Raw genomic sequence first — 25,131 nt, forward strand, 5'->3', positions numbered from 1 at the left:
ATAATACAAGTTAAAATATATGGAGGTGTAGAAGATGGATTACAAAGAAACGTTGAACTTGCCTTCAACTCAGTTTTCTATGAGGGCCAACCTTGTAAAAAAAGAACCCGAAATGTTGAAAAAATGGGAAGAAATGGATGACTACAAATTGGTATTGCAGTCAAGAGAGGGTAAACCAAAATTTGTACTACACGATGGCCCTCCATATGCAAATGGAAACATACACATTGGAACGGCTACAAACAAAATCCTAAAAGACATAGTTATCAGGTACAAAACCATGCGTGGATATTATGCACCATACGTACCCGGTTGGGATACCCATGGTCTTCCCATTGAACATAGGGTGTCAGTAGAAATGGGTGAAAAGATAAAGGAAATGTCACCAGTTGAAATCAGAAAAAAATGTAAAGAATTTGCACTAAACTTTGTAGATATCCAAAGGGAACAATTTAAAAGGTTGGGAGTACGTGGTGATTGGGATAATCCATACCTTACACTTGATCCCAAATACGAAGTACACATTTTGAACATTTTCAAAACACTTGTAAAAAATGGAAATGTTTATAGGGGAAACAAACCCGTATACTGGTGTCCAACTTGTAAAACCGCACTTGCAGAAGCAGAAGTTGAATACCATGATCATTCATCACCATCTATATACGTAAAATTCGAACTTGAAAAAGACACATATATAGTCATATGGACAACAACTCCATGGACTCTTCCAGCGAATGTTGCAATTGCAGTACACCCAGATTATGATTATGTAAAAATAAAAGTAAACAACGAATACTGGATAGTTGCCGAAGGTTTATTGAACAAATTTGCCGCTGAAACGGAAATAGAATACACAATTGTAGAAAAATTCAAAGGAAAAGACTTGGAATACAAAAAGGCAAAACATCCTTTTATCGATAGAGACTCTCTTGTAGTGCTTGCAGATTACGTTACACTGGAAGATGGTACGGGATGTGTACACACAGCACCAGGGCACGGTGCAGAAGACTATTTAACAGGGTTAAAATATAACTTACCCGTACTTTCACCAGTAAATGAAGAAGGAGTATTTACAAAAGAAGCTGGAAAATACGCTGGTTTAAAAATATGGGATGCTAATAAAGTAATAATTGAAGACCTCGAAAAAAGTGGTGCATTAATAAAGACACACAAAATAGAACACAGTTATCCACATTGTTGGAGATGTAAAAATCCCGTTATTTTCAGGGCAACTCCACAATGGTTCATTTCAGTTGATAAAAACGGATTAAGGGAAAAGGTCTTGGACGAAATTAAAAAAGTAGAGTGGCATCCAAAATGGGGCGAAAATAGAATCACGGCAATGGTAAAAGAAAGACCAGATTGGACCATCTCAAGGCAAAGAGTATGGGGAACTCCAATACCTGCAATAAAGTGTAAAAATTGCGGAGAAGTCTTTTTAGACGAAAAGGTTATAGATAACTTCATAAAAATAGTACAAGAAAAAGGCACAGATGCTTGGTTTGAACTTTCAGAAGAAGAACTAATACCCAAAGATGTAAAATGTCCAAAATGTAATAGTACTTCTTTTGAAAAGACCTACGACACATTAGATGTATGGATAGATTCTGGTTGTTCTTTTGAAGCGGTTATACGGTCAAATGGTGAAAAATTCCCAGTGGACTTATACCTTGAGGGGGACGATCAACATAGAGGATGGTTTCAAAGCTCTATCTTCATGTCTGTAGCCCATACAAACATGGCTCCATACAAGACCGTCGTCACCCATGGATTTATTAAAGACGAACACGGAAGAAAAATGAGTAAATCTCTGGGAAACGTTATAGATCCAAAAGAAATTGTGGACAAATATGGTGCTGATATCCTAAGACTATGGGTATCAAGCATTGACTTCTTTGACAATATCAGAGTTGGAAAAAATATCATTCAACAACAAGTTGAAGTGTACAAAAAAATAAGAAACACAATAAGATACTTACTTGGTAATCTCAGTGATTTTGAAGAAAAACACATACTCCCATTTGAAAAGCTATTACCACTTGATAAATGGGCACTTGGCAGATTACAAGAAGTAATTTCACAAGTAACAGATCACTTTGAAAAGTTCGAATATTCAAAAGTATATAGCTTGTTAAATAAATATTGTACAGTAGAACTTAGTGCAACTTATCTTGATATTATAAAAGATAGGTTATACGTTGAAGCAAAAGATTCTATATACAGACGCTCAGCACAAACTGTAATGTATTATATACTACAGGCATTGGTTAAAATGCTCGCACCTATTTTGGTATTCACCGCAGAAGAAGCGTATCAATTAAGTCCATTCAAAAAATACGAAACAGTACACTTGGAACTCTGGCCTGAAGTAAAAGAAGAATTCATTGACAAAGAAATTATGGAAGACTTTAAAATGTTATTACTCGTACGTGATGATGTTTTAAAGGCATTAGAAGAAGCAAGAAAAAATAATATAATTGGTCACTCACTAGATGCAAATGTAACACTTGAAGGGGCAAACGAACATGTACAAAATATAATAGAAAAGTACGAAGAATATCTAGCAGAATTCTTTATCGTTTCAGATGTGAAAGTGGGAAGTGGAAATATCAAAGGTGAATTTTCAAGTGTTAAAGTTGAAAAGGCACAAGGTGAAAAATGTCAAAGATGTTGGAAATATAGCAAAGATGTAGGAAAAGATGAAGTTTACAAAGATGTCTGCCCAAGGTGTGCAGCTGTTTTAAAAGGTGAAAGAAAATAAGCGGGGAATTCCCCGCTTTTTTCGAAAGGAGGAGCATATGAAAAAAGTCGCTGTAATAGGTTACTCTGGAGAAATAGACCAAAAACTTGAAAAAATATGTTTTTTGCTTGGAAAAGCCCTTTCAAAAAAATACATCGTCCTAACTGGCGGAAGAGATGGAGTAATGGAAGCAGTTTCAAAGGGAGTGAAAAGTGAAAATGGAACATGTATAGGCATTTTACCGTTTGAAGAAAAGGGCAATGCCTATAACTTTTTGGATATTACAACAGGTCTTGATTTTCAAATGAGATCCTTTATACTATTAAAAAATGCAGACGCGGTAATTTCCGTTGGCGGTGAAATAGGTACAGCAATAGAAATACTAGGGGCATATGCATATGGAAAACCACTAATTTTGTTTAATGAAACCGGAGGATGGACTGATAGAATCCAAAAAGTACTAATAGAAGGTAAATATTTAGATAATAGAAAGATCGTTGAAATCAAAATCGCAAGTAGTATAGAAGAAATACTAAAAATATTGGAGGATTTAATGTGAGATATCTTCCATTAACCTTAGTAGTCCTCTTTTGGGGGCTTTCTTTTATTTCAACAAGTGTGGTGGTAAAGGAAATAAGCCCACTTTTTGCTGCATTTATGCGGTTTTTAATAGCATTGCTGGTTTTATTTATAGTACCTAAAAAGAGAAAAATAGATTTATTCAACATTCATAAAATACTTGCGGGATTTTGGGGAATTACAATGTATTTTGTCGCAGAAAATTTTTCTCTAAAATTTACCACCCCCACAAATGCCGCAATGATAGTTTCTACAGCACCGATTTGGTATATACTTTTTACCCAAATTGTACACAAGAAAAAAACACATATATTTCAATATATTGGCTCCACCATTGCAATCGTTGGAGTAGGACTTGTTATTTTAAATGGTAGATTGTACCTTAACGTTAACCCTATAGGTGATTTGCTTGCATTTGGAGCTGCACTTTCTTGGGTATTTTATACACACCACATTGTAAAACTTTCCGATCATTCATCGATAACTGCCGTCTTTGAAATTACTTTTTGGGGTGTAGTTACTTTAATACCATTTACCTTTGTTGAATATGCATATTTTACTCCAAAGATTATTTTTTCAATTAATGTTGTTTTTGGATTACTTTACCTTGGTATACTTTGCTCTGCTGTGGGATACATTCTCTGGAACAAATCAATTGAAATACTAGGAGATAGAACAACAACAAATGCCGTATATATCATTCCGATTGTAACTGCCATATTTGAAAATATTCTTTTTAAAAGATGGCCAACATTTTTGCTAGTTTCAGGTATAATATTAGTTGTTACAGGAGTATATATTTTTGAAAAGTTCGAAGAAAGGAGAGAAAAATATGGGAAAGAATGATTTAGGAATAGACCTTGGAACTGCAAACTTTTTGGTGTATCAAAAAGGAAAGGGAATTGTACTTTACCAACCCTCTGTGGTGGCAATTTCCAAAAAAACGGGTAAAATCATTGCAATAGGTGATGAGGCAAAAGAAATGATAGGTAAAACCCCTGAAGAAAGTATCGTTGCTATTAGGCCAATGAAAGACGGGGTTATAGCCGACTATACTATTATTTCAGAAGTACTTAAGATGTTTATAAAGAAAGTAACAAAGGGATTTTTCCTAAAACCAAATATGGTTATTGGAATACCAGCAAAAACTACAACAGTGGAAAAAAGAGCGGTATTTGATGCAGCTATGAGTGCTGGTGCTAAAAAAGTATATGTTGTATCTGAACCACTTGCAGCTGCAATTGGGGCGGGAATTGACGTTACAAAACCAGAAGGAAATATCATCGTCGATATAGGTGGTGGAACAACGGATATTGCGGTGATAAGCTTGGGTGGAGTCGTTGTGGGTGATTCGGTAAAACTTGCAGGAGATTCCATGGATGACTCAATCGTAAAGAGTGTAAGAAAAATTCTTGGCCTAATAATCGGTGAATCAACAGCTGAAGAAATCAAAAAAAGAATAGGAAAAGCACATCCAGAAGTAGAAGATTTTGAAATGGATGTTAAGGGAAGAGATGCGGTAACAGGACTTCCTCGAACAGACAAACTTAACTCCAATGACGTTTATAAAATTTTAAAACCAATAATTGAAAATTTAATATCCAGAATAAAAGTGGTACTTGAAAAAACACCTCCAGAACTTTCTGCAGATATAATGGAAAAAGGTATTGTTATAACAGGCGGCGGGGCATTGTTAAGGGGTATTGATAAGGCCATTTACGATGAAATAGGTGTACCATGTAAAATCGCAGAAGATCCATTAACATGTGTTGCAAGAGGTACAGGAATTTTACTAGAGGATGAAGAATTATTAAATGAGGTGGCAGTAACATACGAATGAGGTGAAAATATGTACAAAGGAATTTATCTTGCATCCATGGGAATGCTAGCAGATATTACAAAACTTGATACCCTTTCAAACAACATATCAAACGCTGAAACAGCTGGGTATAAATCTGATTCTTTGGCATTTAAAGCATATTTTGATAAAAATTTGTACTCTTTCAACCCTATGCCACAAGAAAAGAAAGTGGAAATAAAAAAAATAGGTAATTTTGAACAAGCACTCATTCTGGATCAGGTGAAAACCAATCTTTCACAAGGCGTAATAGAGCATACGGGAAATGCATTAGATTTTGCAATTGATGGCGAAGGTTTCTTCGTATTGGAAAATAATGGAAAAAGGTTATACACGCGTGCTGGAAACTTTAAAGTAAATGATGAAGGCTTTTTAGTAAACTCTGATGGAGCCTATGTTTTAGGAAAAGATGGCCAAAAACTTAAGGCAGATGATAATTTAATTGAAAAAATATTGGTGGTTGATTTGGAAAATCCTAAAAAGATAGGTTATACGTTCTTCGAAGGACAAGAAAAAGCAAAGAAGAATTTTAGGATTTTACAAGGTTATATAGAAAAATCAAATGTAAACATAGTACGTGAAATGGTTAAGATGATCGAAGCAACAAGACATTATGAAACTCTATCAAAGGCCGTTACAGTTCACGATGAACTGCTTAATAAATCTATTAACTCTGCGGGAAGTTTAAAATAGGAGGTGTTTAAGAAATGATTAATGGTCTTTACACAGCAGCAACGGGAATGTGGGCTCAACAATTTAAATTGGATACTCTTTCAAATAATATCGCCAATGTGGATACTGCAGGTTACAAAAAGGTAAAGACAGAATTTCAAGACCTCTTGTATGATTACTCTAAAAACGCCGGCGCTGCAACTGCTCAAAATTCGTTACATCCTACCGGCATATATGTAGGACATGGAACAAAATTATCCGCAACAACACGAATCTTTACACAAGGAAATCTTGAGAGAACAGGAAACTCATTAGACTTGGCAGTTTCTGGTGATGGTTTTTTCCAAGTACAACTCCAAGATGGTAGAATAGCATACACAAGAGATGGACAATTCAAAGTAGATGGTAATGGAAGAATAATTACAAGCAATGGTAATCTACTCTCACCTAATATTGTTGTCCCACAAAATGCGGTAGCACTAAGTATATCACCAGATGGTATTGTTACTGCTGAACTTCAGGACGGAACTCTACAAAATTTGGGAACAATTACATTAGTAAGGTTTATAAATCCTTCAGGTCTAAAAGCTATAGGTGATAATTTATACCTTGAAACTCCTGCAAGTGGCGCACCTGTAGAGGGCACAGCAGGACAAGATGGATTTGGAACAATTCTCCAAGGATATGTGGAAAAATCAAATGTTGATATAGTAAAAGAAATGGTAGATATGATAAGTGCAATGAGGGCATACGAATTAAATTCAAGAACCGTTCAAACTGCAGATGAAATGTTAAGAACCGCAAGCAATATGAAGAGGTAAAAATAACTTCTAAAACTATAAAACTAAAAAAATGAAACAATAAAAAGTACCCCCACGGTGATAAAACCGATAAGGGGGTATTTTTTTGCAAAAAAGGATGAAAATCTTACCGTCTTATTTACTTTTATCTTTTAACATAAGTTATTTTTCTTTGTTTTTAATGATATTAAATTTTATTTTCTATAGTTAATTATATATTTTATTTATTTTAACAAGAAATTATTTAATTATTATAATATTATGATTATATTACTTAATATCTAATAACATATACATCGCTTTTAAACAAAAAGAATATCGTTTATTATAAACAATAAAAATAAAATTACGTAATGTAAAACAAAATAAAAATTAATCTAATTTGTTAATTATAAATAAATAAAAATAAATTAACTAATAGGTTTTCCATTTACACAAACTCATCAAAAATACCTTATTTAATAATATATTAATTGTAACCAATTGTAACGTTTAGGTTAAGATAAAAAATATATAAGATTTTCAACGACCTTTTCCGTTAACAAAAAGCTTGTATGTGGCTTAAAATAACATGTTTGCTTTTAGGTAACTTCCAGTTAATCAAAATGAAAATATCTTGGTTTATAATAATTTATGAGGTTTTTTAATTGGTTTAGAACATACCTATGAGGAATGGAAACCGAAGGGGAAAATCTTTACTACATCAACTATTTCGTTTAGAACATACCTATGAGGAATGGAAACCTATAACTCCCCGTCTTCTGTATATCGTTTCAATATTTCCGGTTTAGAACATACCTATGAGGAATGGAAACATTTAATGGTTTTAAGTTAAAAAAAAAGACGGGGAACTATAACGTTTAGAACATACCTATGAGGAATGGAAACTTTAAATCAATAATCAACATAACACCATTAAAAGTTTAGAACATACCTATGAGGAATGGAAACCAGAATAGAACGCAAGCATTGTTTTTGATTTTGGAATTAAAGTTTAGAACATACCTATGAGGAATGGAAACTTATATCTTTTACCATTTCTTGAATTGTTTCAGTTTAGAACATACCTATGAGGAATGGAAACAAGGGGAAAACTTTTATGATGTCAACTATTTCAATCACAGTTTAGAACATACCTATGAGGAATGGAAACAAAACAGCTTCACGCAAAATACTCGTATCCAAATGAGTTTAGAACATACCTATGAGGAATGGAAACGTATTTTCAACATCCTCTTTGCCCTCCCTAACTTCTTGTTTAGAACATACCTATGAGGAATGGAAACTCTAAAATATCGGTTGTTATAGGGTATTCGTGTGTTATTCGTTTAGAACATACCTATGAGGAATGGAAACCATTTATGATTTTTGTGAGATAATCTTCGACTAACATGTCGTTTAGAACATACCTATGAGGAATGGAAACAAAAAGTATTTAAACCAACAAATGGCCCCTTATAATTGTTTAGAACATACCTATGAGGAATGGAATTCAAAGGGAAATGATAGATATCATTTCACATAATTTGAAAAGAATATACACAAAAAACAGCAAAATTCCATGATGTTTCGATTTTTTTCTAAAAAAATGCACAGAAACAAAACAGCATGACTTTGGTAGAATATCAAAGCCATGCTGTTTAAAAGTAAATCTAAAATTGCGAATTATTTTAATATATGTCTTAAAAATTCTTTTGTCCTCTGATTTTTTGGTTCTTTAAAAATTTCTTCTGGTTTTCCTTCCTCTGCTATAACTCCTTTGTCCATGAAGATTATCCTATCTGCTACTTCTCTTGCAAATCCTATTTCGTGTGTTACCACTATCATTGTCATACCAGATTTTGCAAGATCCTTCATTACCTCTAAAACTTCACCTACAAGTTCTGGATCAAGAGCAGATGTAGGCTCGTCAAATAACATAAGCACGGGATCCATCATTAATGCCCTTGCAATGGCAACCCTTTGTTTTTGACCACCTGACAAATTATCTGGATAATATTCTATCTTTTCACTCAAACCCACCCTATCTAGCAAACTCTTTGCCTTTTCTACTGCCTTTTCTTTTGGCATCTTTAAAACCTTTGTAGGTGCAAGGATCAAGTTTTCCAAAACAGTCATATGTGGAAATAAATTAAAGTGCTGAAAAACCATACCAATTTTTGTTCTTATTTCGTTGATACTCTTATCTTTTTCTATTTTTTTTCCAAGAAAAATTATCTCACCCTTTTGATAATCTTCCAAATGATTTATACACCTCAAAAAAGTACTCTTTCCACCGCCACTTGGACCAATTATTACTATAGTCTCTCCTTTTTCAACCCTTAGATTCACACCCTTTAATACCTTTAACTCTCCAAAACTTTTATGCAAATCTCTAACTTCCAAAATCATGCTATCTCCATCCTTTTTTCTATAACCCTTACAATTCTAGATATTGTAAACGTCATCACAAAATAGATTATTGCTATACCAAAGTATATGGAAAATGTTTGAAAGGTTCGTGTTATCACAAATTGACCACGCCTCATAAGTTCGGTAACTCCAATTATAGATGCAAGCGAACTATCTTTTGTTAGTGTGATAAATTCATTCCCAAGGGCTGGTAAAATGTTTTTAAAAGCTTGAGGAAGTATAATATACCTCATAGTTTGAAAATGGGACATTCCAAGGGATCTTGCAGCTTCATACTGCCCCTTTGGTATAGATTGTATACCAGCTCTAACTATCTCTGCAATGTATGCGCCACTGTTTAAACCCAAAGCTACAATTGCTGCTGGATATGCTTCAAGTTGTATTCCAAGTTGCGGTAGTCCAAAATAAACTATAGATATTTGAACTAAAAGAGGTGTCCCTCTTAAAAATTCAACATAAACAGTTGATGGTATATTAATTACCTTCAATTTGGATAATCTACCCATACCAATAAATGTTCCAAGAATCAATCCAATTAAAACTGAAAAAAAAGTGAGTTTTAAGGTATCCCAAGCTCCCAAAAGCAAAAATGGTAAATTTTCTAAAACAACCTCTATTGCTTCCATTATTTTCCCCCTTTAGAACCACTTTTCAACTAAAATATCATATGGACTTTTAAACATATTTGAAATAACACTGTTGACAAAATCTAACAATTCTTTGTTTCCTTTTTTTACTCCAATACCGTATTTTTCTCCTGTATCTATTACAGAAGAAATCAAGAATTTTTGGAATTTCTTTACATACGCATTAGCCACTGCCTCATCTAAAACTACTGCATCAACACGTTTGTTTTGAAGTTCAAGAAACGCATCTGTAAATTTTTGAAATCTTGTAACTTTTATTCCTTTAATCTTGGAAACCACCAAATCACCTGTTGTTCCCAATTGAACAGCAACCTTTTTTCCTTTCAAATCCTCAAGTGATTTTGGAGAGAAATTCTCACCTTTTCTTACAACTATCGATTGGTTTGCGTTAAAATATGGAATAGAAAAGTCAATCACTTTCGCCCTTTTATTTGTTATCGTCATACCCGCAATTATTAAATCAATCTTATCAGACATAATCGCAGGAATAAGTGAATCAAAAGGAAGATTTAATATTTTAAGTTTAACTCCAAGCTCACTTGCTATCTTTTTTGCAATGTCAATATCAAAACCTACAATATTGTTATTTTGATCCACAAATTCAAATGGTGGAAAGGTAGGTTCCGTACCAACAATTAAAATTCCCCTTTCTTTTATCTTCGATAAACTTGCTGTAAAAAACACTGAAACTATAAAAACAATAAATAAAACAGCGACCAACTTTCTCATACTACCCCCTCCTTTTTGTAATACTTGGTAATTTAATTTTAACACATTTAACCTAAAAATAACATGATATGATAAAAAAATACGGAGTGATAACTCACTCCGTATTTATTATCTTACTCAACTGTAACACTTTTTGCTAAATTCCTAGGTTTGTCCGGATCATATCCCCTCATATCCGCAATTAAATATGCAAACAATTGAATCACCGGCGAAATCGTGAGTGGATACATATCATCAGGACTATCAGGAACGTATATAATATCATCTACTATCTTTTCCAGTTCTTTGTTGCTCTCGTTTGTAATCGCAATTATTCTAGAATTTCTTGCCTTTGATTCTTCTATATTACTCTTTGTTTTTTCAAACAAATTATCTTTTGGTGCTATTGCAAACACCGGGAAAGTTGGATCAAGCAACGCTATTGGTCCGTGTTTTAACTCCCCGGCAGGATACGCCGTTGCATTTATATAACTTATTTCTTTTAACTTTAGCGCTCCTTCAAGTGCTGTTGGATAATTTATCCCGCGTCCAATATACATAAAGTGATGATAATTTTTGTAATACGATGAAATTTCTTCAAGATCTATATTGTTTAGAATTTTTCTAAAAATCTCAGGTGCCTGCTTTAAAAACTCAAAATCTCTTTGAAGTTCTTCATTCCAAATTCCTTTTATTCTTAACAGGTGCATACCTAAAATATAGAGCACTATAAGTTGATTAACGTAAGTTTTCGTAGCAGCCACACCGATTTCAGGACCTGCATTCATAAATACAGTAACATCACTTTCCCTTGTAATAGTAGAGCCAACTACATTTGAAATTGAAATAACTTTTGCACCTTTTCTCTTAACAAGCCTTACCGATTCAAGCGTGTCTGCAGTCTCTCCGGATTGGGATATAGCAATAACAAATGTATTATCATCTACATGTATATTCCTATACCTAAATTCAGACGCAACATCCACTTCTACATCTATATTTGAATGCTTTTCAAAAAAATATTTAAATACAAGACCTGCATGATAACTAGTGCCACACGCCACAAGTTTTATTTTTTCAACCCTTTCAACGTTGAATTCCTTTAATTCATTTAAAACAGGTCCTTCAAGTGTTACCCTACCCACAAGTGCACTTTCTATTGCTTCTGGTTCCTCCATTATTTCTTTTAACATAAAATGTTTGTACCCGCTTTTTTCAGCAGATGCTTCATCCCAATCTATATGGTATACTTTTCTCAAAACTACATTCCCACCTAAATCAGTTATTTTATATTCTCCATCCTTTAAAAGCACCACATCTCCATCTTCCAAAAAGACTACATCTTTTGTATACCGCAAAATAGGTGTAACATCCGATGCAAGCACAACTTTATCTTTTCCTCTTCCCAAAACAAGCGGACTTCCTTTGCGTGCAGCTACAAGCATATTACTAAAATCAGAATGCATAACCACAATCGCGTATGCACCCTTTAAAAGCTTTATAGCATCTAAAACCGCTATATATAAATCTCCTTTAAAGTGTTCTTCAATTAAGTGTGCTATAACCTCTGTATCTGTATCCGATTTAAAAACATGACCCTTTGACTTTAACATTTCTCTTAATTCATAGTAATTTTCAATTATTCCATTATGTACTATGGCGATTTTACCAGTACAATCCGTATGCGGGTGTGCATTTATATCATTTGGAATCCCATGCGTTGCCCATCTTGTGTGTGCTATTCCAATTGACGTCTTCTTTTGAGGTATCTTTGATTTTAAATTTTTAATTTTACCTATGGATTTCTGTATTGATATCTTTCCGTTATCGTAAAATGCAACTCCTGCTGAGTCATATCCTCTGTATTCAAGTTTTTGCAAATCTTCGACAAGCTCTTTTAAATTAAATTCAGTTCCCACTATCCCTACTATTCCACACATCTTTTATTGCCTCCTCAATTTTCGAGGTCAACGAAATTTCTATACCTTGTTTTGCAACCTTTAGTGCGTGATATATTGCAACTTCATCCGAATTTCCGTGGGCTTTAACCACAATTCCATTCACTCCTACAAAAAATGTTCCACCATATTTTCTCGGATCCAATTTTTCTTTTAACTTGTTAAAAACGGGTTTCATAAGAAGTGCGCCAAGTGCGGAAATTACATTCTTTTTTATGTTTGACTTTAAAATTTCAATTATTAGTTTTGCAGAACCTTCCATTGTTTTCATGGCAATATTTCCATGAAAACCATCTGCAACCACAACATCTACCTTTCCCATGTTTATATCATTTCCCTCAATGTTTCCTTTAAAACTTTCTCCAAATTTTTCTCTCAAGAGTCTAAAAGCTTCTTGCTCTTTTTTTGTGCCTTTATTTTCCTCAGTTCCTACATTTAATAAACCAACCTTAGGATTTTTTATCCCCATAAATTTTGCATATTCAACGCCCATTATAGCAAATTGCAAAAGTGTAAATGGTTTAACATCAATATTAGCACCCGCATCTGCAAGTATGCAAAAACCATCCTTTGTAGGAATTGGCACGGCAAGTGTAGGCCTTTCTATTCCTTTTATCCTTCCTACAACAAATGTAGCACAAGCTAGTAGTGCACCTGTGTTCCCCGCACTTACAACTGCGTCCACTACGTTATCTCTCGCCAATTTACAACTTTGATACATAGTACTATTTTTGCGTCTTATAGCTTCTGTGGGTTTTACATCCATGGGCAGATAATCTTCCACAACAACCTTTCTACAATTACTTGGAAGGGAAATTTCCTTAAAATTTTTCTCTATACCCACCAAGTAAAGTTCAACATCTGGATTATCTTTTGCAAAAGCCAAAGCGCCAGCCACAATCTTCGCTGGCGCAAAATCACCACCCATTAAATCAATAGCTATTTTTTTCATAGTTATTCTGCAACTTCAAAAATTTGTTTCTTACCATAGTGTCCGCAGTTCAAACAAACTCTGTGTGGAAGTTTCGGTGCACCACAATTTGGACAAACAGATACGGGTACGGAAAATGCTTTGTAGATTTTTGCCCTCTTGTGATGGGTTCTACTTCTTGACCTCTTTTGCTTTGGTACTGCCATGAAAAATCCCTCCCTTGATTAATTATTGCTTAATTTTTCCTTTAACTTCAAAAGTTTTTCAAATCTAGGGTCTATCGAAAACTCTTCCATTTTTTCACACTTGTGATCCGGATGTAAATTTAAATTTTCACCACAATACTGGCACAAACCTTTACAATTTTCATCACACACAAAAACATCAGGAGCACTTACAACAAGTGCTTCTATTATTCGCTCTTCAAGGTCTATTACTTCTCCTTTGTAGTATATCACATTTTTTAGATTTTCTATTTCAGAATCTTTAAAATTTGGTTCACTTTCTAAATCGTATATTCCCTCTATTGTTCCTTCAAGTTCTAAAATAGATGTTTCAAGGCATCTATCACAAGGTCTTTCGATCTTTCCCTTCACTACTCCACCTACTATTATTGTGTTGTCTGTATAAACTATAGAGATTTTCACGTGAAATACGTTATCTATTACTTTGTAAGTTCCAGTGTGCAAGTTAATAGTCTCTGTATAATAATCATCTTCTATTTTCATATGTCTTTTCGCTATAATATCTTTTACTTTTATTTTCCAAATCATTTAAATCACCTCTAATTTATGGTATCATATTTAATTAGGAGGGATTCTATGAAAAAAGCATTTTACATTTTTCTTTTAATAGTCACATCAACTCTATATGCCTTTATGCTGGATCCTTTGAATTATATTACCAAATCTAACCTTGGTTTGCAAGTACAATTTTATAACAACGCGGGAAAAATATCCATATACACCCCTTATGTTTACCAAATTGTTTCATACAGTACATTTACCGACACCATGCGATTTCCAGAAATAGTCAAAGGACTAGCATATATAGAATCTGGTTTTAACATACATGCCCTTTCAAATATCGGTGCAATGGGGGTTGCTCAATTCAAGGCAAATGCGGCATTAGATTATGGTGTAAACAACGCATGGAACCCAAAGCAAGCGCTTCTTGGTGCTGATAGAATGATAAGGTTCTATTACCAAAAATATAAAGATATATACACTGTTTTGACGATATACAATATTGGAGAAACAAACTACAAAAAAGGAAAATATCTAGATGCGGGAAAAAACTACGCGAGAAAAGTAATCTCTGCTTCAAGGAAAATTAGCAGAAATACAAATTTGTACGATAGATATGTGTTATACTTACAAAGTGGTTTCTTAAACGAAAGTACAAATACTTCGTTTTTTGAAATTGGTAGTATTTTTGATTATCTAGGAATTATTTACTTTGATATATCTTCAAAGTTAATCATCCAAGAGAATAACTATCCTATAGAAATTGGTGGAAAGTCTTATTTTAGATTAGATCATTTTTCGTCAATTGTTTTCGGATATAATTTAAGGTATAATATTAATATATCAATTGGTCCCATTTTAGGTTACTCGCACTTTGAACCTGTCGGCACAAATTATGAGTTATCTTATGATTTTTCAAAGGGATTTAGTTTAAAAAATTTCCAATTTGAAGTGGGATACGGGAACAAGTATTGGCGTATTGGCCTTGGTTTTGATCCAGACTTTGAAAACTTTTATCTTAGATTTCTATACTGAGGTGATATTCCTTGGAATGGTTTAGAAAATTCTTAGATAGTTTGTCAAACATTCCAAATTTTTGGAAAAAGCTCAATAAAAACCAAAAAATAGCATTTACTTCATTAATTTTAGCAATAGTTTTTGCATTAGTAGTTGCCGTAGTTTTAAATGCTCCAAAATATGTATTGTTAATCACCGCAAACAACGAAACAGATGCAGGCGCAATTATCCAACAACTGGAATCGCAGGGAATACCATACAAAGTCGAAGCAGGTAATAGGATATTTATACCTTCTTCTTACAATGTATACGAAGTAAGGATGAAACTTGCCTCCAGTGGAATTTTAGGTGCATCCTCAAAGGGATTTGAACTACTTGATCAAAGTAGTTTTGGTGCAACAAGTTTTGACAAACAAGTTAATTATCAGAGGGCTTTACAAGGAGAGCTAGAAAGAACCATTGCAACTATCAACGGTGTAAAGTATGCAAGAGTGCACTTAACTCTTCCTAAATATACCTACTATGTGCGTGGTGAAATGGCTGAAACACGCGCATCCGTTCAATTGGTACTAGAACCTGGAGCAACCATTTCAAAAGAACAAGTTAAGGGAATCATATACCTTTTAACAGGAGCAGTAGAAGGGCTAAAACCGGAAAATGTAAAAGTGGTGGATAATTTTGGAAGGGCATTAAGTGACCTTGTAAACTTTGACGAAAACACATATGCTGCCAACACAAAAACGGAATTAAAAATGCAACTTGAAAACTATTATCGAAACAAAATACAACCTGCCCTTGAAACTGTATTTGGCTTTGGAAAAGTAGAAGTAATAACCGATATAAACCTTAATTGGCAAAAGATCGAAAAAACCATCACAACTTATTCTTCTCCAAAAGGAGGACTTTTAAGGAGCAAAGAAACAGAAACTGAGAAATCCACCGTTAAACCCGCAGACGGTGGACCTGTAGGAACAGAATCAAATATTCCAACAACTTACTATCAAAGTGTAGAGGGATCAAATAGTTCACTGTATGAAAAATCACATGAAATTACAAATTACGAATTAAACCAAATAGTGGAAAACGTCGTACAAAATATGGAAGGAGAAATAGAAAACATATCTGTTTCTGTTATAATAGATTCTTCTTCAACAGTCTTTAATACAGTCTCAAAAGACGAAATCAACAAATTAGTATCAAATATAATCCAAAAAAGTATAGCAGCTAACGCAAGCCCATCGAATATTTCTTATTCTCTTGCCTTTATCCCATTTAGCAGAGAACTTGAAGAACAATACCAACAACTAATCCAAACAGAACAATTAAAAAAGGATATTGTTTTTAAAATAACACTCCTTTTGATTGCAACGGTATTGATGTTCTTTAGTTCATATGGAATATTACTACAAATTAGAAAATCAAAAGCAAGAAAACTTGTACTTCAAAGGTACAAAATGCTAGAAGAAGAAGCACAGAAATTAGTAGAAGAAGAAGGAGGACAAGAAGCAGAAGAAATACTCAGCGAAGCACAAAAGGTTATAGAAGAACTAAAAGATTACGCAAAACAGCTTGCAGTAAAATCACCTGAGGAAACTGCAGCCATAATCAAGATTTGGATGTCTGAAAGAGGGTGAGCTAATGCCAGATAAAATTAACATACCTGGAAAGAGAAAAGCTGCAATACTTTTGGTTTTAATGGGTCCAGAAAATGCAGCAAATGTGTTAAAACAACTTGAAGAACAAGATGTCGAAACACTTACAATAGAAATTGCAAATCTTGGTAAAGTAACAGACGACGAAAAAGAACAAGTTCTATCGGAATTTAAAGAACTTTCAAAAGCAAGGGAAATGTTGCTTTCTGGCGGTATAGATTATGCAAAAGAAATGCTTATTAAAGCCTTCGGTCCAGAAAGAGCAATGAAGGTTATTGAAAGGCTTGTCTCAAATCTTCAAGTAAAACCATTTGAATTTATGAAACTTGCCGATCCCATGCAAGTTGTTAATTTTTTACAATCAGAACATCCACAAACAATTGCTTTGGTGTTGAGCTTTTTAGAACCACCACTTGCAGCTAAAGTGTTGTCCTCGCTTCCAGAAAATATTCAAGCAGAAGTGATAAAGAGAATAGCGTTACTCGAACGTGCATCACCTGATGTGGTAAGGGAAATAGAAAAGAACCTTGAAAAGAAATTCAGTGGAATCGGTATGCAAACGTTAAGTCAAGTGGGTGGTGTAGATACAGCAGCGGAAATTATCAATAATATAGATAGGGCAACGGAAAAAAGTATTATGGAAAAACTCGGGTATGAATCTCCAGAACTTGCAGAAGAAATCAGAAGAAGACTATTTGTCTTTGAAGACTTGCTTAAACTTGATGATAGATCAGTACAACTTGTGCTACGTGAAGTTGATACAAGAGATCTTGCCGTTGCACTAAAAGGTGCATCAGAAGAACTAAAAGAAAAGATATTCAATAACATGTCCAAGAGAGCTGCACAGCTTTTAAAAGACGAACTGGAATTTATGGGACCTGTAAGGGTAAAAGACGTGGAAGAAGCACAACAAAAAATTATAAACATCGTAAGAAGATTGGAAGAAGCAGGAGAAATAGTAATTGCAAGGGGTGGAGGAGAAGAGTTAATAGTTTAGGAGGTAAATCGTGGAAGAAAATGTATATTGCGTTCTTGATACAGAAACAACAGGCCTTAACCCTTGGTTTGGCGATAGAATCATTGAAGTTGCAATTGTACCTGTATACAAAGGAAAAATAGTTAATAGCTGGATATATCATTCATTGGTGAACCCAAGTATCCCTATTCCAGCATTATCCGAAAAAATCCACGGCATTTCAAATGCACAAATTGCAGATGCACCAGGTTTGGAAAGGGTTTTGGATAATATAAGGGCATATACAAAAGACACTATATTAGTGATGCACAATGCAACTATGGATCTTTCATTTTTGGATATTGCAACAAAAGAAGTAGGTCAATTTCCTATAAATGCAAAATACATAGATACCCTGGAAATATCCGAAAGTTTATACGGAAAACGCAGAAGTTTGGAAAGTCTTGTAAAAGAATTTAAACTAGGAAGTAAAGTTCCACATAGGGCGCTGCAAGATGCTATTTTAACCGCTAAAGTATTTTTAAAACTATCGGAAAAAATTGGTATTGAAAACTTACGAGAATTTGTAAGAATATGGGGGGATGGACAATGATTAAAAATTTTGTATTAGATACAAATGTATTAATACACGATCCAGAATCTATTTATGCCTTTGAAGACAACAATGTGATAATACCACTTCCCGTACTTGAAGAACTTGATAATTTAAAAAGACAAACGGGAAGTCTTGGAAAATCTGCAAGGCATGCAATAAGGGAATTAGATAGTTTAAGACAGAAAGGTAAGTTATCAGAAGGTGTTAAACTAAAAAATGGTGGAAAAATACAAGTCGTATTTTTAAAGAAAAAAGATCACGAAGATATAGACTTTCTATACGAAAAATACATAGACAACTGGATTTTGGTTTATACACTACACATTTTAAAATCCACAAAACAACCCACTTTTTTAGTATCAAAAGATATAAACTTAAGGGTTAAGGCAGATTCCTTGGGCATACCTTCCCAAGACTATCTTTCCGATAGATCAGAACTTCAATCTTTGACTCCCGGATATTTTGAATTTCATAACATAGAAACCTTGGACAAAAGTTTATTATATCCAAACGCATACATAGACAACTTGGATAAATATTACAGATTCGATGGAGAAAACCTACTACAAATGTCCAGAAAAATAACAGCGTGGAATGTAAAGCCAAGAAACAGGGAACAATTTTTCGCAATGGACGCTCTACTAAATGACAACATAAAATTAGTCTCGTTAATTGGAATGGCAGGAACTGGTAAAACCTTCATTACGCTTGCTTGTGCGCTACAAAAAACATTTACAGAACAAAAATACGAAAAAATAATAGTGGCAAGGCCACTTGTGGCAATGGGCGGAAAAGATATTGGTTATCTACCGGGAAGCTACGAAGAAAAAATGAAACCCTGGATGTCACCTATTTACGATAATCTAGAATATCTTTTTAGACTTTCCAATACAAACATGAAAGAATTCATGAAAAAAGGTATAATTGAAATAGAAGCATTAACATATATTAGGGGAAGATCCATCCCTGATCAGTTTATAATAATAGATGAGGCACAAAACTTAACTCCACACGAAGTTAAGACAATTTTAACTAGAGCAGGTGAAAATACAAAAATAGTACTTTTGGGTGATCCATATCAGATAGATACTCCATACTTAGATAAAGACAGCAATGGACTTGTATATGCCGCAAGTAGATTTTTAAACAGTAAAATTTCAGCACATATAATCTTGCAAAAAGGTGAAAGGTCCTTATTAGCCACCGAAGCAGCTAATCTTCTTTAAGGGGGTTTAAGATATATGGAAATTAAAGTCGCAAATTTAGAACTGTATTCTGTGCCTTTTCGGGTAAGCATGTTATGGAATATAATATATCAACTAAAACTTTCCGTTTTAGATTTGCTCTCGAAACAATACCAAGATGCCCACTTTATCTTTTATAATGCATTAGGTGAATATGGAACATACGACAAGGTGGAGGAAATACTTTCAGTTTATTTTAAAGACTTTGAAATACTAGATGAAAAACTTGAGTTTAGCACCTCTCCTATTAATAATTTACCGGTTATTGAAAAAGATGGAAAATTAGAAAGACTCGACTGTGAAACATTGGGGATTTATTACCTAAACAACTTAAATAAATTACCAGAAAAAAAATATTCAAAAAACATACTTGTTGTAAATGAACTAGTTGATAAAAAAAGGATAGACGCCTTAAAAGACGACTATATTGTAATTTCTCAAAACAAAGAATTAGATTACAAAAATTTATTTGAAAGAAAAGTACTAGAGAATATAGAAAACGACACCACAAAAGCTGTACTTCTTGATCTTTTGCGAGGTGGTAGCGTATGTTGATTAAATCATTAAAAATAAATGGATTTGGAAAGATAAAAAGCAAAGAATTAAAGTTCAAACCTGGATTAAACGTTATATTTGGCCCTAACGCTTCTGGAAAAACAACTATAGCCTACTTTATTCTTAACGCTTTATCAAAACCAGGCGATGAAATCAAAAAATACGAGCCCTGGAACCATTACGAATTTGGTGGTGAAATAACAACGGATGAAGGCACATTCAAAGTGGATTTTCTAAATGGAGAATTTAACACTCTTGTTGATAGAGAACTCTTTGAAACAGTGGGGTTTATAAAGGAAAACGAAAAATTAGACCTGTTAAGGGAAAAAGATTCTTTTGTTATAGGTTATATGAAAAAGAAAATGCAAAAAAATGAGTGGGGAATAAGATTAACTGAAGCTATTGCAGCTTCAAATAATTATTTCGAAAAAGTCCAATATTGCATTGAAGAATTAAATAAAAAAATATCTGAACTTGACGCACAAATTTTGGATATAAAGAAAGAAATTGAAAAATACAATAAAGATATACTGTACAAAAAAGAATTGAAAAAAGAAAAGGAAAAAATTGAAAATGAATTAATCATAAAACAAAGTAGATTGGAAGAAGAAAAGGGAAAATACATAAAGGAATTAAATGACAAAATAAGAAGCTTGAGTTTAAAAAAAGAAGAATTAAACATGTCTTTACAAGAATTTTCAAGAATTTCCAAAATTGATAGGGAAAAAATAGTACAAGTTAGGGAATTTATGAATACACTAGAAGTACTCAACAAAAACATAGATGGAATTTCAAAACAATACAATGAACTTTTAAATAATTTAAAAAATATTGAAACCCTATTAGAGGAAAAAATGAAAAATTTGAATATAAAAGATGAAAAAGAACTTGAAACGGTCAACCTTAAAATTAAAAATTTAATTTTGTTAAAGAAAATGTATGACGAAAAGAAAAATAAATTAGAAGATATACTAGAGGAAAACTCACTTTGGAAACTCTTTACTGAAAAGGAAAATTTAATTGATGAACTGGAAGAAGAAGAAGCAAAACACAAAGAAAACCAAAACAAAATACAAAAGAAAATTGACGATCTAAAAGAAAATTTAAATAAAATTTCTTCTTCTATAAAAATTCACAAGGATTTTTCTTTTGTCTTTTTCTTTGCGGCTTTGATCTCGTTGATTTTTGGCTTTGTTATGAAAAACATTTCACTTTGGCTATTTAGTGGGGCAATTATTACGGGTATTGCTGGATTTATTGAAACAGTTCTCTGGAGAAAAAAGGAAGGAACAGCAGAAATAATAAGAAATGAAATAGATGAGTTGATGAAGAAAAAAATAATACGACCTAGGTATTTAAGTCTGCTAAGAGAATACAATCTAAAGTCACTAAAAGAATTAAGGCAAAGATACTACGAATTTATTGAATGGAAGGCAAGAAAAAAAGATTATCAAAGTGCAAGTGAAGAATTTAAAAAATTGGAGTCTGAAATTTTAAAGGAATTAAAAGATTTTAATTTGGGAAGTGCCGCCCAAATTATAGATTCTGGTATTTCTTACCTTGAAAGGTTGGTAAATGAAGTACAAAGGCTAATTCTTACAAAATCCTCGTTGGAAAAACAACTATATGAAGTAAAATCCGAAATGGAAAATCAACTAAAGAAAAAAGATGAAACAACGCTTACCCTCAATAAATTAATGGAAGAACTAAAGCTCTCACTTGATGAAATCAAAAATTTTGATAATCTATACGGTAAATATCTAACTATAACGGAAAATATTACAAAGGTAGAATCTGATATTGAAAAATACCAATCTATGTTGGACAACGAAATCTTACCCGAAGAAATCAGAAATTTGGAATTTGAAATAAAAGAATTACAAAGGAAAAATAAGGAAATTGAAGAGGAACTTTCAAAAGAACTAAAACAAATTCCCTCTTTTGAAACTTTATTGGAAAAAATACAGGAAAAAGAAAAAATTATAGGAAAAATCGAATCTCTAAAAGTATACTTATCAAATATCTCAAAGGCAAAAGAAATATTAAGAAAAAGACTAGAAGAATATGTGGAAACCTATGGAAAGAAATTCAAGGAAGAATTTACTAAGATATTACTTTCCATAGTAAATGAAACCATGCCAATTATTGTCGAGGATAACCTTTCTGTAAGGTTAAATATAAACGGTGAAAAATTAAATCCAGAGGAGTTTTTAAGTGCTGCTACTTTTGATCAAATGTTATTCGCATACAAAGTTGCACTCTTTAAAACCATGGCAGAACACAACCTTCCATTGATAATTGACAACGCTTTTATAAGGTACGACAACGAAAGACTAAAAAGAGTAATAGACATCTTAAATCACGAATCAAAGAGAAGACAAATAATACTATTAACAAGTGACATTAGACTGGTAAATACTTTTAAGGATATTGTTAAGTTGGAGGGATAATATGTACAAAAGAATCCTCTTAAAACTCAGTGGAGAAGTACTAAGCGGTGAAGGTGAAAAAGGATTCAACCATGAAAACATCATATACCTTGTTGATGAGTTAAAAAAGATACTAGAATACGGGACAAACATGGGAATCGTTATTGGTGCAGGTAACTTATTTAGAGGCAGAGAAATGCAAGAGTTATCCCCAACTATTGCAGATCAAATAGGTATGTTGGGAACGGTAATAAACGCATTGTATCTGAAAGATATTTTTGAAAAAAATCACCTAAGAACTGTCGTTGTTTCACAAGTAACATCTCTACCGTCGATAAGGCCCATACATTACGATGATATAAACCTATACTTTGATGCAGGATACGTTGTAATATTTGCAGGTGGAACGAGTAATCCATTCTTTACCACAGATACAGCTGCCGCATTGAGAGCTGTTGAAATGAAAGCAGACATACTAATTAAAGGTACAAAAGTAGACGGTATATACGATAAAGATCCAAAAAAATACAACGATGCAAAGAAATTTAATATGCTCACTTTCGATGAAGCGATAGAAAAAGGATTAAAAATTATGGATACCGAAGCATTTTCCATATGTAAAAGGTATGATATGAAAATACTTGTTATGGACTTCTTTAAAAAGGGTAATCTACTTTCCGCTGTAAGGGAGGAAAATGTAGGTACTTTGGTGGTGCCCAAATAATGTGGTATCCAGGGCACATAAGTAAGGCAAAAAGGAAAATAAAAGAATTTCTAAAAGCAGTTGATACAATCTTAATTATTTTAGATGCAAGGGCTCCACTTGCAACTACTGCTTTTGAAAGAGAATTATTTTCTGGAAAAAAGGTCCTGTATATTTTAAATAAATCAGATTTAGCAGATGAAAACTACACAAATCTGTGGATAAAAAAAATAAGTGAAACATCACCTGTTATATCTTTTTCAAAAGACGAACCTGTAAACAAAATTAAAAAATTTATTAAATCCTTTTCAAAAGAAAAATTAAAAGAAACGCGTGTATTAATAGCAGGTGTTCCAAATGTGGGAAAGTCGTCTATAATAAATAAAATTTCAGGTAGAAAGCTGGCAAAAACGGGGATGGCTCCAGGTATAACAAGAGGGTTACAATGGATAAACTTGGGAAATGTAAAATTACTCGATACCCCTGGAATATTATACTCAAAGCTATTTAACAAAGACATAGCTGCTAAATTACTCCTTATTGGTTCTTTACCTGTAGAATCAATAGAAAAATATGATATAATTACTCGGGCATATGAACTTTTTAAAGATGAATTAAACATCAATAAAAGCTTTGAGGAATTTTTGGAAGAATATGGAAAACAAAGAGGATTTATCTCAAAAGGTGGAATTGTGGACTTTGAAAGAACCAAAAATAATATATTCAAATCAATTTCAGAAGGAAAATTTGGACGGTTTACATATGATAAGGAGGTGAATCTATGGATGCAAAAATAATTAACTCACTAATTTCAGCGGTAAAATCTACCTTTAAAATGGTACTTAAAGTTGAACCTAATGTTTCAAAACCTTCAATCTCCAAAGGAATTGAACCAAAATACCCCATAGTTACAGTTATAGGTTTTAATGGAGACATAGATGGTAACTTAATTTATTCTTTTAACAAAAACACAGCAATTAAAGTGGTTAGTACCATGATGGGAATGCCATATGAGAATCTAGATGAACTTGCATTGAGCGCATTAGGTGAGTTGGGAAACATGACTAGTGGATCAATTGCAATGGAACTTGAAAAAGTAGGGTATAAAGTAGATATTACACCTCCCACTGTAATCACAGGTAAAGATATCCAAGTTACCGCAGAAGGTGTAATATTAAAACTTCCTTTGAATATCTTTTCAGAAGGAGATTTTGAAGTACATATGGTAATTAGAGGTGGAGGGAAATAATGATTGTTATAACCAGTGTCTTAAGGGAAGAAATTTTAGGGGCTTTTAGGGAACTACTTCCCGTTTTGGAAAATGGTGAAATATTAAAAAGACCTTATATGAGGGGATTAATAGGTGCAAATGAAGTACTACTTGTATATGGATTAATTGGAAAAGTTGAATCTGCAATGATGGCCCAAGTTTTAATAGATAAATTCAATCCTAAATACCTAATACATTGCGGCTCAGCAGGTGCAATAAACGAAAAAAGAAAAATTGGGGATATAGTTTGCGGAACAAAGTACGTAGAACACGATATAGGGTTTAGAGAAAAAACAGTATCATCATTTAAGGCCTCTGATCTTTTAGTTGAAAGAATATACGATATATACAACGATACAATCTTTGGGATTATTGCAAGCGGTGATTCTTTTATAAACTCAAAAGAAGAAAAGGAAAGAATTTACAAAGAAACACAAGCAGAAATAGTAGATATGGATAGTGCGGCAATAGCAAAGGTTTGTGCAGAAAATGGTATAGAATTTTGTTCGTTGAAAATAGTAGTAGACAAAGGTCTAGAAAGCAGTGAAATAGAGATAAAAAGTAATTTCAAAAGGCTTGCGCCATTTCCATCTGCCATTATTGCCGAAATGTTGCAAAAACACCTGTTATAGGAGGCAT

The 25,131-nt window shown here is 33.2% G+C and carries 24 protein-coding genes and 1 CRISPR repeat array; of the genes, 17 read left to right on the forward strand and 7 right to left on the reverse strand.

From position 1 onward, the window contains the following. Positions 1–34 precede the first annotated feature (34 nt). Genes ileS through flgG form a run of 6 tightly spaced genes read left to right on the forward strand, consistent with a single transcriptional unit; the run spans position 35 to position 6,670 of the window. Positions 35–2,761: an isoleucine--tRNA ligase gene (ileS, locus tag XO08_RS03045; RefSeq protein WP_075665587.1), complete on the forward strand. Its 2,727-nt coding sequence runs from the start codon at positions 35–37 to the stop codon at positions 2,759–2,761. 37 nt (positions 2,762–2,798) lie between these two features. Further along, on the forward strand, positions 2,799–3,299 hold the full coding sequence (locus XO08_RS03050; RefSeq protein WP_075665588.1) for a TIGR00725 family protein: 501 nt from the start codon (positions 2,799–2,801) through the stop codon (positions 3,297–3,299). Further along, positions 3,296–4,165 carry a DMT family transporter gene (locus XO08_RS03055; protein WP_075665589.1) on the forward strand — a complete coding sequence of 290 codons (870 nt, stop codon included), beginning with the start codon at positions 3,296–3,298 and terminating at the stop codon, positions 4,163–4,165. Before XO08_RS03050 ends, XO08_RS03055 begins: the two co-directional genes overlap by 4 nt. Continuing rightward, on the forward strand, positions 4,152–5,159 hold the full coding sequence (locus XO08_RS03060; RefSeq protein WP_075665590.1) for a rod shape-determining protein: 1,008 nt from the start codon (positions 4,152–4,154) through the stop codon (positions 5,157–5,159). The genes XO08_RS03055 and XO08_RS03060 overlap by 14 nt, the downstream gene beginning before the upstream one ends. Positions 5,160–5,168: 9 nt before the next feature. Next, entirely contained in the window at positions 5,169–5,870 is a 702-nt protein-coding gene (locus tag XO08_RS03065; protein ID WP_075665591.1) for a flagellar hook-basal body protein, read from the forward strand. Between the two features lie 14 nt (positions 5,871–5,884). Beyond that, positions 5,885–6,670 carry a flagellar basal-body rod protein FlgG gene (gene flgG, locus XO08_RS03070; RefSeq protein ID WP_075665592.1) on the forward strand — a complete coding sequence of 262 codons (786 nt, stop codon included), beginning with the start codon at positions 5,885–5,887 and terminating at the stop codon, positions 6,668–6,670. A gap of 629 nt (positions 6,671–7,299) precedes the next feature. Then, a CRISPR array of direct repeats spans positions 7,300–8,142; the repeat unit is 30 nt; unit sequence GTTTAGAACATACCTATGAGGAATGGAAAC. A 172-nt stretch (positions 8,143–8,314) separates the two neighbouring features. On the opposite strand, the gene XO08_RS03075 is transcribed toward flgG, so the two are convergent. The 7 genes from XO08_RS03075 to XO08_RS03105 form a co-directional block, all read right to left on the reverse strand. After that, the gene (locus XO08_RS03075) at positions 8,315–9,040 is read right to left on the reverse strand and encodes an amino acid ABC transporter ATP-binding protein (RefSeq protein WP_077198020.1); all 726 of its coding nucleotides are present in this window, start codon (positions 9,038–9,040) and stop codon (positions 8,315–8,317) included. Then, positions 9,037–9,690, reverse strand: coding sequence for an amino acid ABC transporter permease (locus XO08_RS03080; RefSeq protein WP_075665594.1), 654 nt, complete (start codon positions 9,688–9,690; stop codon positions 9,037–9,039). The genes XO08_RS03075 and XO08_RS03080 overlap by 4 nt, the downstream gene beginning before the upstream one ends. Positions 9,691–9,699: 9 nt before the next feature. Next, positions 9,700–10,437: a basic amino acid ABC transporter substrate-binding protein gene (locus XO08_RS03085; protein WP_075665595.1), complete on the reverse strand. Its 738-nt coding sequence runs from the start codon at positions 10,435–10,437 to the stop codon at positions 9,700–9,702. A 113-nt stretch (positions 10,438–10,550) separates the two neighbouring features. Further along, entirely contained in the window at positions 10,551–12,356 is a 1,806-nt protein-coding gene (gene glmS / locus XO08_RS03090) for a glutamine--fructose-6-phosphate transaminase (isomerizing) (RefSeq protein ID WP_075665596.1), read from the reverse strand. After that, positions 12,325–13,326, reverse strand: coding sequence for a phosphate acyltransferase PlsX (gene plsX, locus XO08_RS03095; RefSeq protein ID WP_075665597.1), 1,002 nt, complete (start codon positions 13,324–13,326; stop codon positions 12,325–12,327). Before plsX ends, glmS begins: the two co-directional genes overlap by 32 nt. Before the next feature lie 2 nt (positions 13,327–13,328). Next, positions 13,329–13,511 (reverse strand): 50S ribosomal protein L32, encoded by a 183-nt coding sequence (gene rpmF / locus XO08_RS03100; RefSeq protein ID WP_075665598.1) that lies wholly within the window; start codon positions 13,509–13,511, stop codon positions 13,329–13,331. Between the two features lie 18 nt (positions 13,512–13,529). Continuing rightward, the gene (locus XO08_RS03105) at positions 13,530–14,078 is read right to left on the reverse strand and encodes a DUF177 domain-containing protein (protein WP_075665599.1); all 549 of its coding nucleotides are present in this window, start codon (positions 14,076–14,078) and stop codon (positions 13,530–13,532) included. 48 nt (positions 14,079–14,126) lie between these two features. Here XO08_RS03105 and XO08_RS03110 point away from each other — a divergent pair, with 48 nt between their 5' ends. The 11 genes from XO08_RS03110 to XO08_RS03160 are packed head-to-tail and all read left to right on the forward strand — an operon-like array spanning position 14,127 to position 25,124. After that, positions 14,127–15,086 carry a lytic transglycosylase domain-containing protein gene (locus tag XO08_RS03110; RefSeq protein ID WP_077287207.1) on the forward strand — a complete coding sequence of 320 codons (960 nt, stop codon included), beginning with the start codon at positions 14,127–14,129 and terminating at the stop codon, positions 15,084–15,086. An 11-nt stretch (positions 15,087–15,097) separates the two neighbouring features. After that, on the forward strand, positions 15,098–16,702 hold the full coding sequence (gene fliF / locus XO08_RS03115) for a flagellar basal-body MS-ring/collar protein FliF (protein ID WP_075665601.1): 1,605 nt from the start codon (positions 15,098–15,100) through the stop codon (positions 16,700–16,702). Between the two features lie 4 nt (positions 16,703–16,706). Continuing rightward, positions 16,707–17,717 carry a flagellar motor switch protein FliG gene (gene fliG, locus XO08_RS03120; RefSeq protein ID WP_075665602.1) on the forward strand — a complete coding sequence of 337 codons (1,011 nt, stop codon included), beginning with the start codon at positions 16,707–16,709 and terminating at the stop codon, positions 17,715–17,717. A 7-nt stretch (positions 17,718–17,724) separates the two neighbouring features. Further along, on the forward strand, positions 17,725–18,288 hold the full coding sequence (locus XO08_RS03125) for a PolC-type DNA polymerase III (protein ID WP_075665603.1): 564 nt from the start codon (positions 17,725–17,727) through the stop codon (positions 18,286–18,288). Next, a complete protein-coding gene (locus tag XO08_RS03130; protein WP_075665604.1) occupies positions 18,285–19,517 on the forward strand; it encodes a PhoH family protein in 1,233 nt (410 codons plus the stop codon). The genes XO08_RS03125 and XO08_RS03130 overlap by 4 nt, the downstream gene beginning before the upstream one ends. Positions 19,518–19,532: 15 nt before the next feature. Next, positions 19,533–20,090 carry a hypothetical protein gene (locus XO08_RS03135; RefSeq protein WP_077287209.1) on the forward strand — a complete coding sequence of 186 codons (558 nt, stop codon included), beginning with the start codon at positions 19,533–19,535 and terminating at the stop codon, positions 20,088–20,090. Beyond that, positions 20,084–22,540 carry an ATP-binding protein gene (locus tag XO08_RS03140; RefSeq protein ID WP_077287211.1) on the forward strand — a complete coding sequence of 819 codons (2,457 nt, stop codon included), beginning with the start codon at positions 20,084–20,086 and terminating at the stop codon, positions 22,538–22,540. The genes XO08_RS03135 and XO08_RS03140 overlap by 7 nt, the downstream gene beginning before the upstream one ends. A gap of 1 nt (position 22,541) precedes the next feature. Next, a complete protein-coding gene (gene pyrH / locus XO08_RS03145; RefSeq protein ID WP_077287213.1) occupies positions 22,542–23,243 on the forward strand; it encodes a UMP kinase in 702 nt (233 codons plus the stop codon). Next, positions 23,243–24,019: a ribosome biogenesis GTPase YlqF gene (gene ylqF / locus XO08_RS03150; RefSeq protein WP_075665608.1), complete on the forward strand. Its 777-nt coding sequence runs from the start codon at positions 23,243–23,245 to the stop codon at positions 24,017–24,019. Before pyrH ends, ylqF begins: the two co-directional genes overlap by 1 nt. Further along, entirely contained in the window at positions 24,004–24,471 is a 468-nt protein-coding gene (locus XO08_RS03155; RefSeq protein ID WP_075665609.1) for a chemotaxis protein CheX, read from the forward strand. Before ylqF ends, XO08_RS03155 begins: the two co-directional genes overlap by 16 nt. After that, positions 24,471–25,124 (forward strand): 5'-methylthioadenosine/S-adenosylhomocysteine nucleosidase, encoded by a 654-nt coding sequence (locus XO08_RS03160; RefSeq protein WP_075665610.1) that lies wholly within the window; start codon positions 24,471–24,473, stop codon positions 25,122–25,124. The genes XO08_RS03155 and XO08_RS03160 overlap by 1 nt, the downstream gene beginning before the upstream one ends. Positions 25,125–25,131: the final 7 nt, after the last annotated feature.

The sequence above is a fragment of the Thermosipho sp. 1074 genome (assembly GCF_001999655.1).
GTDB classification, from domain to species: domain Bacteria; phylum Thermotogota; class Thermotogae; order Thermotogales; family Fervidobacteriaceae; genus Thermosipho; species Thermosipho affectus.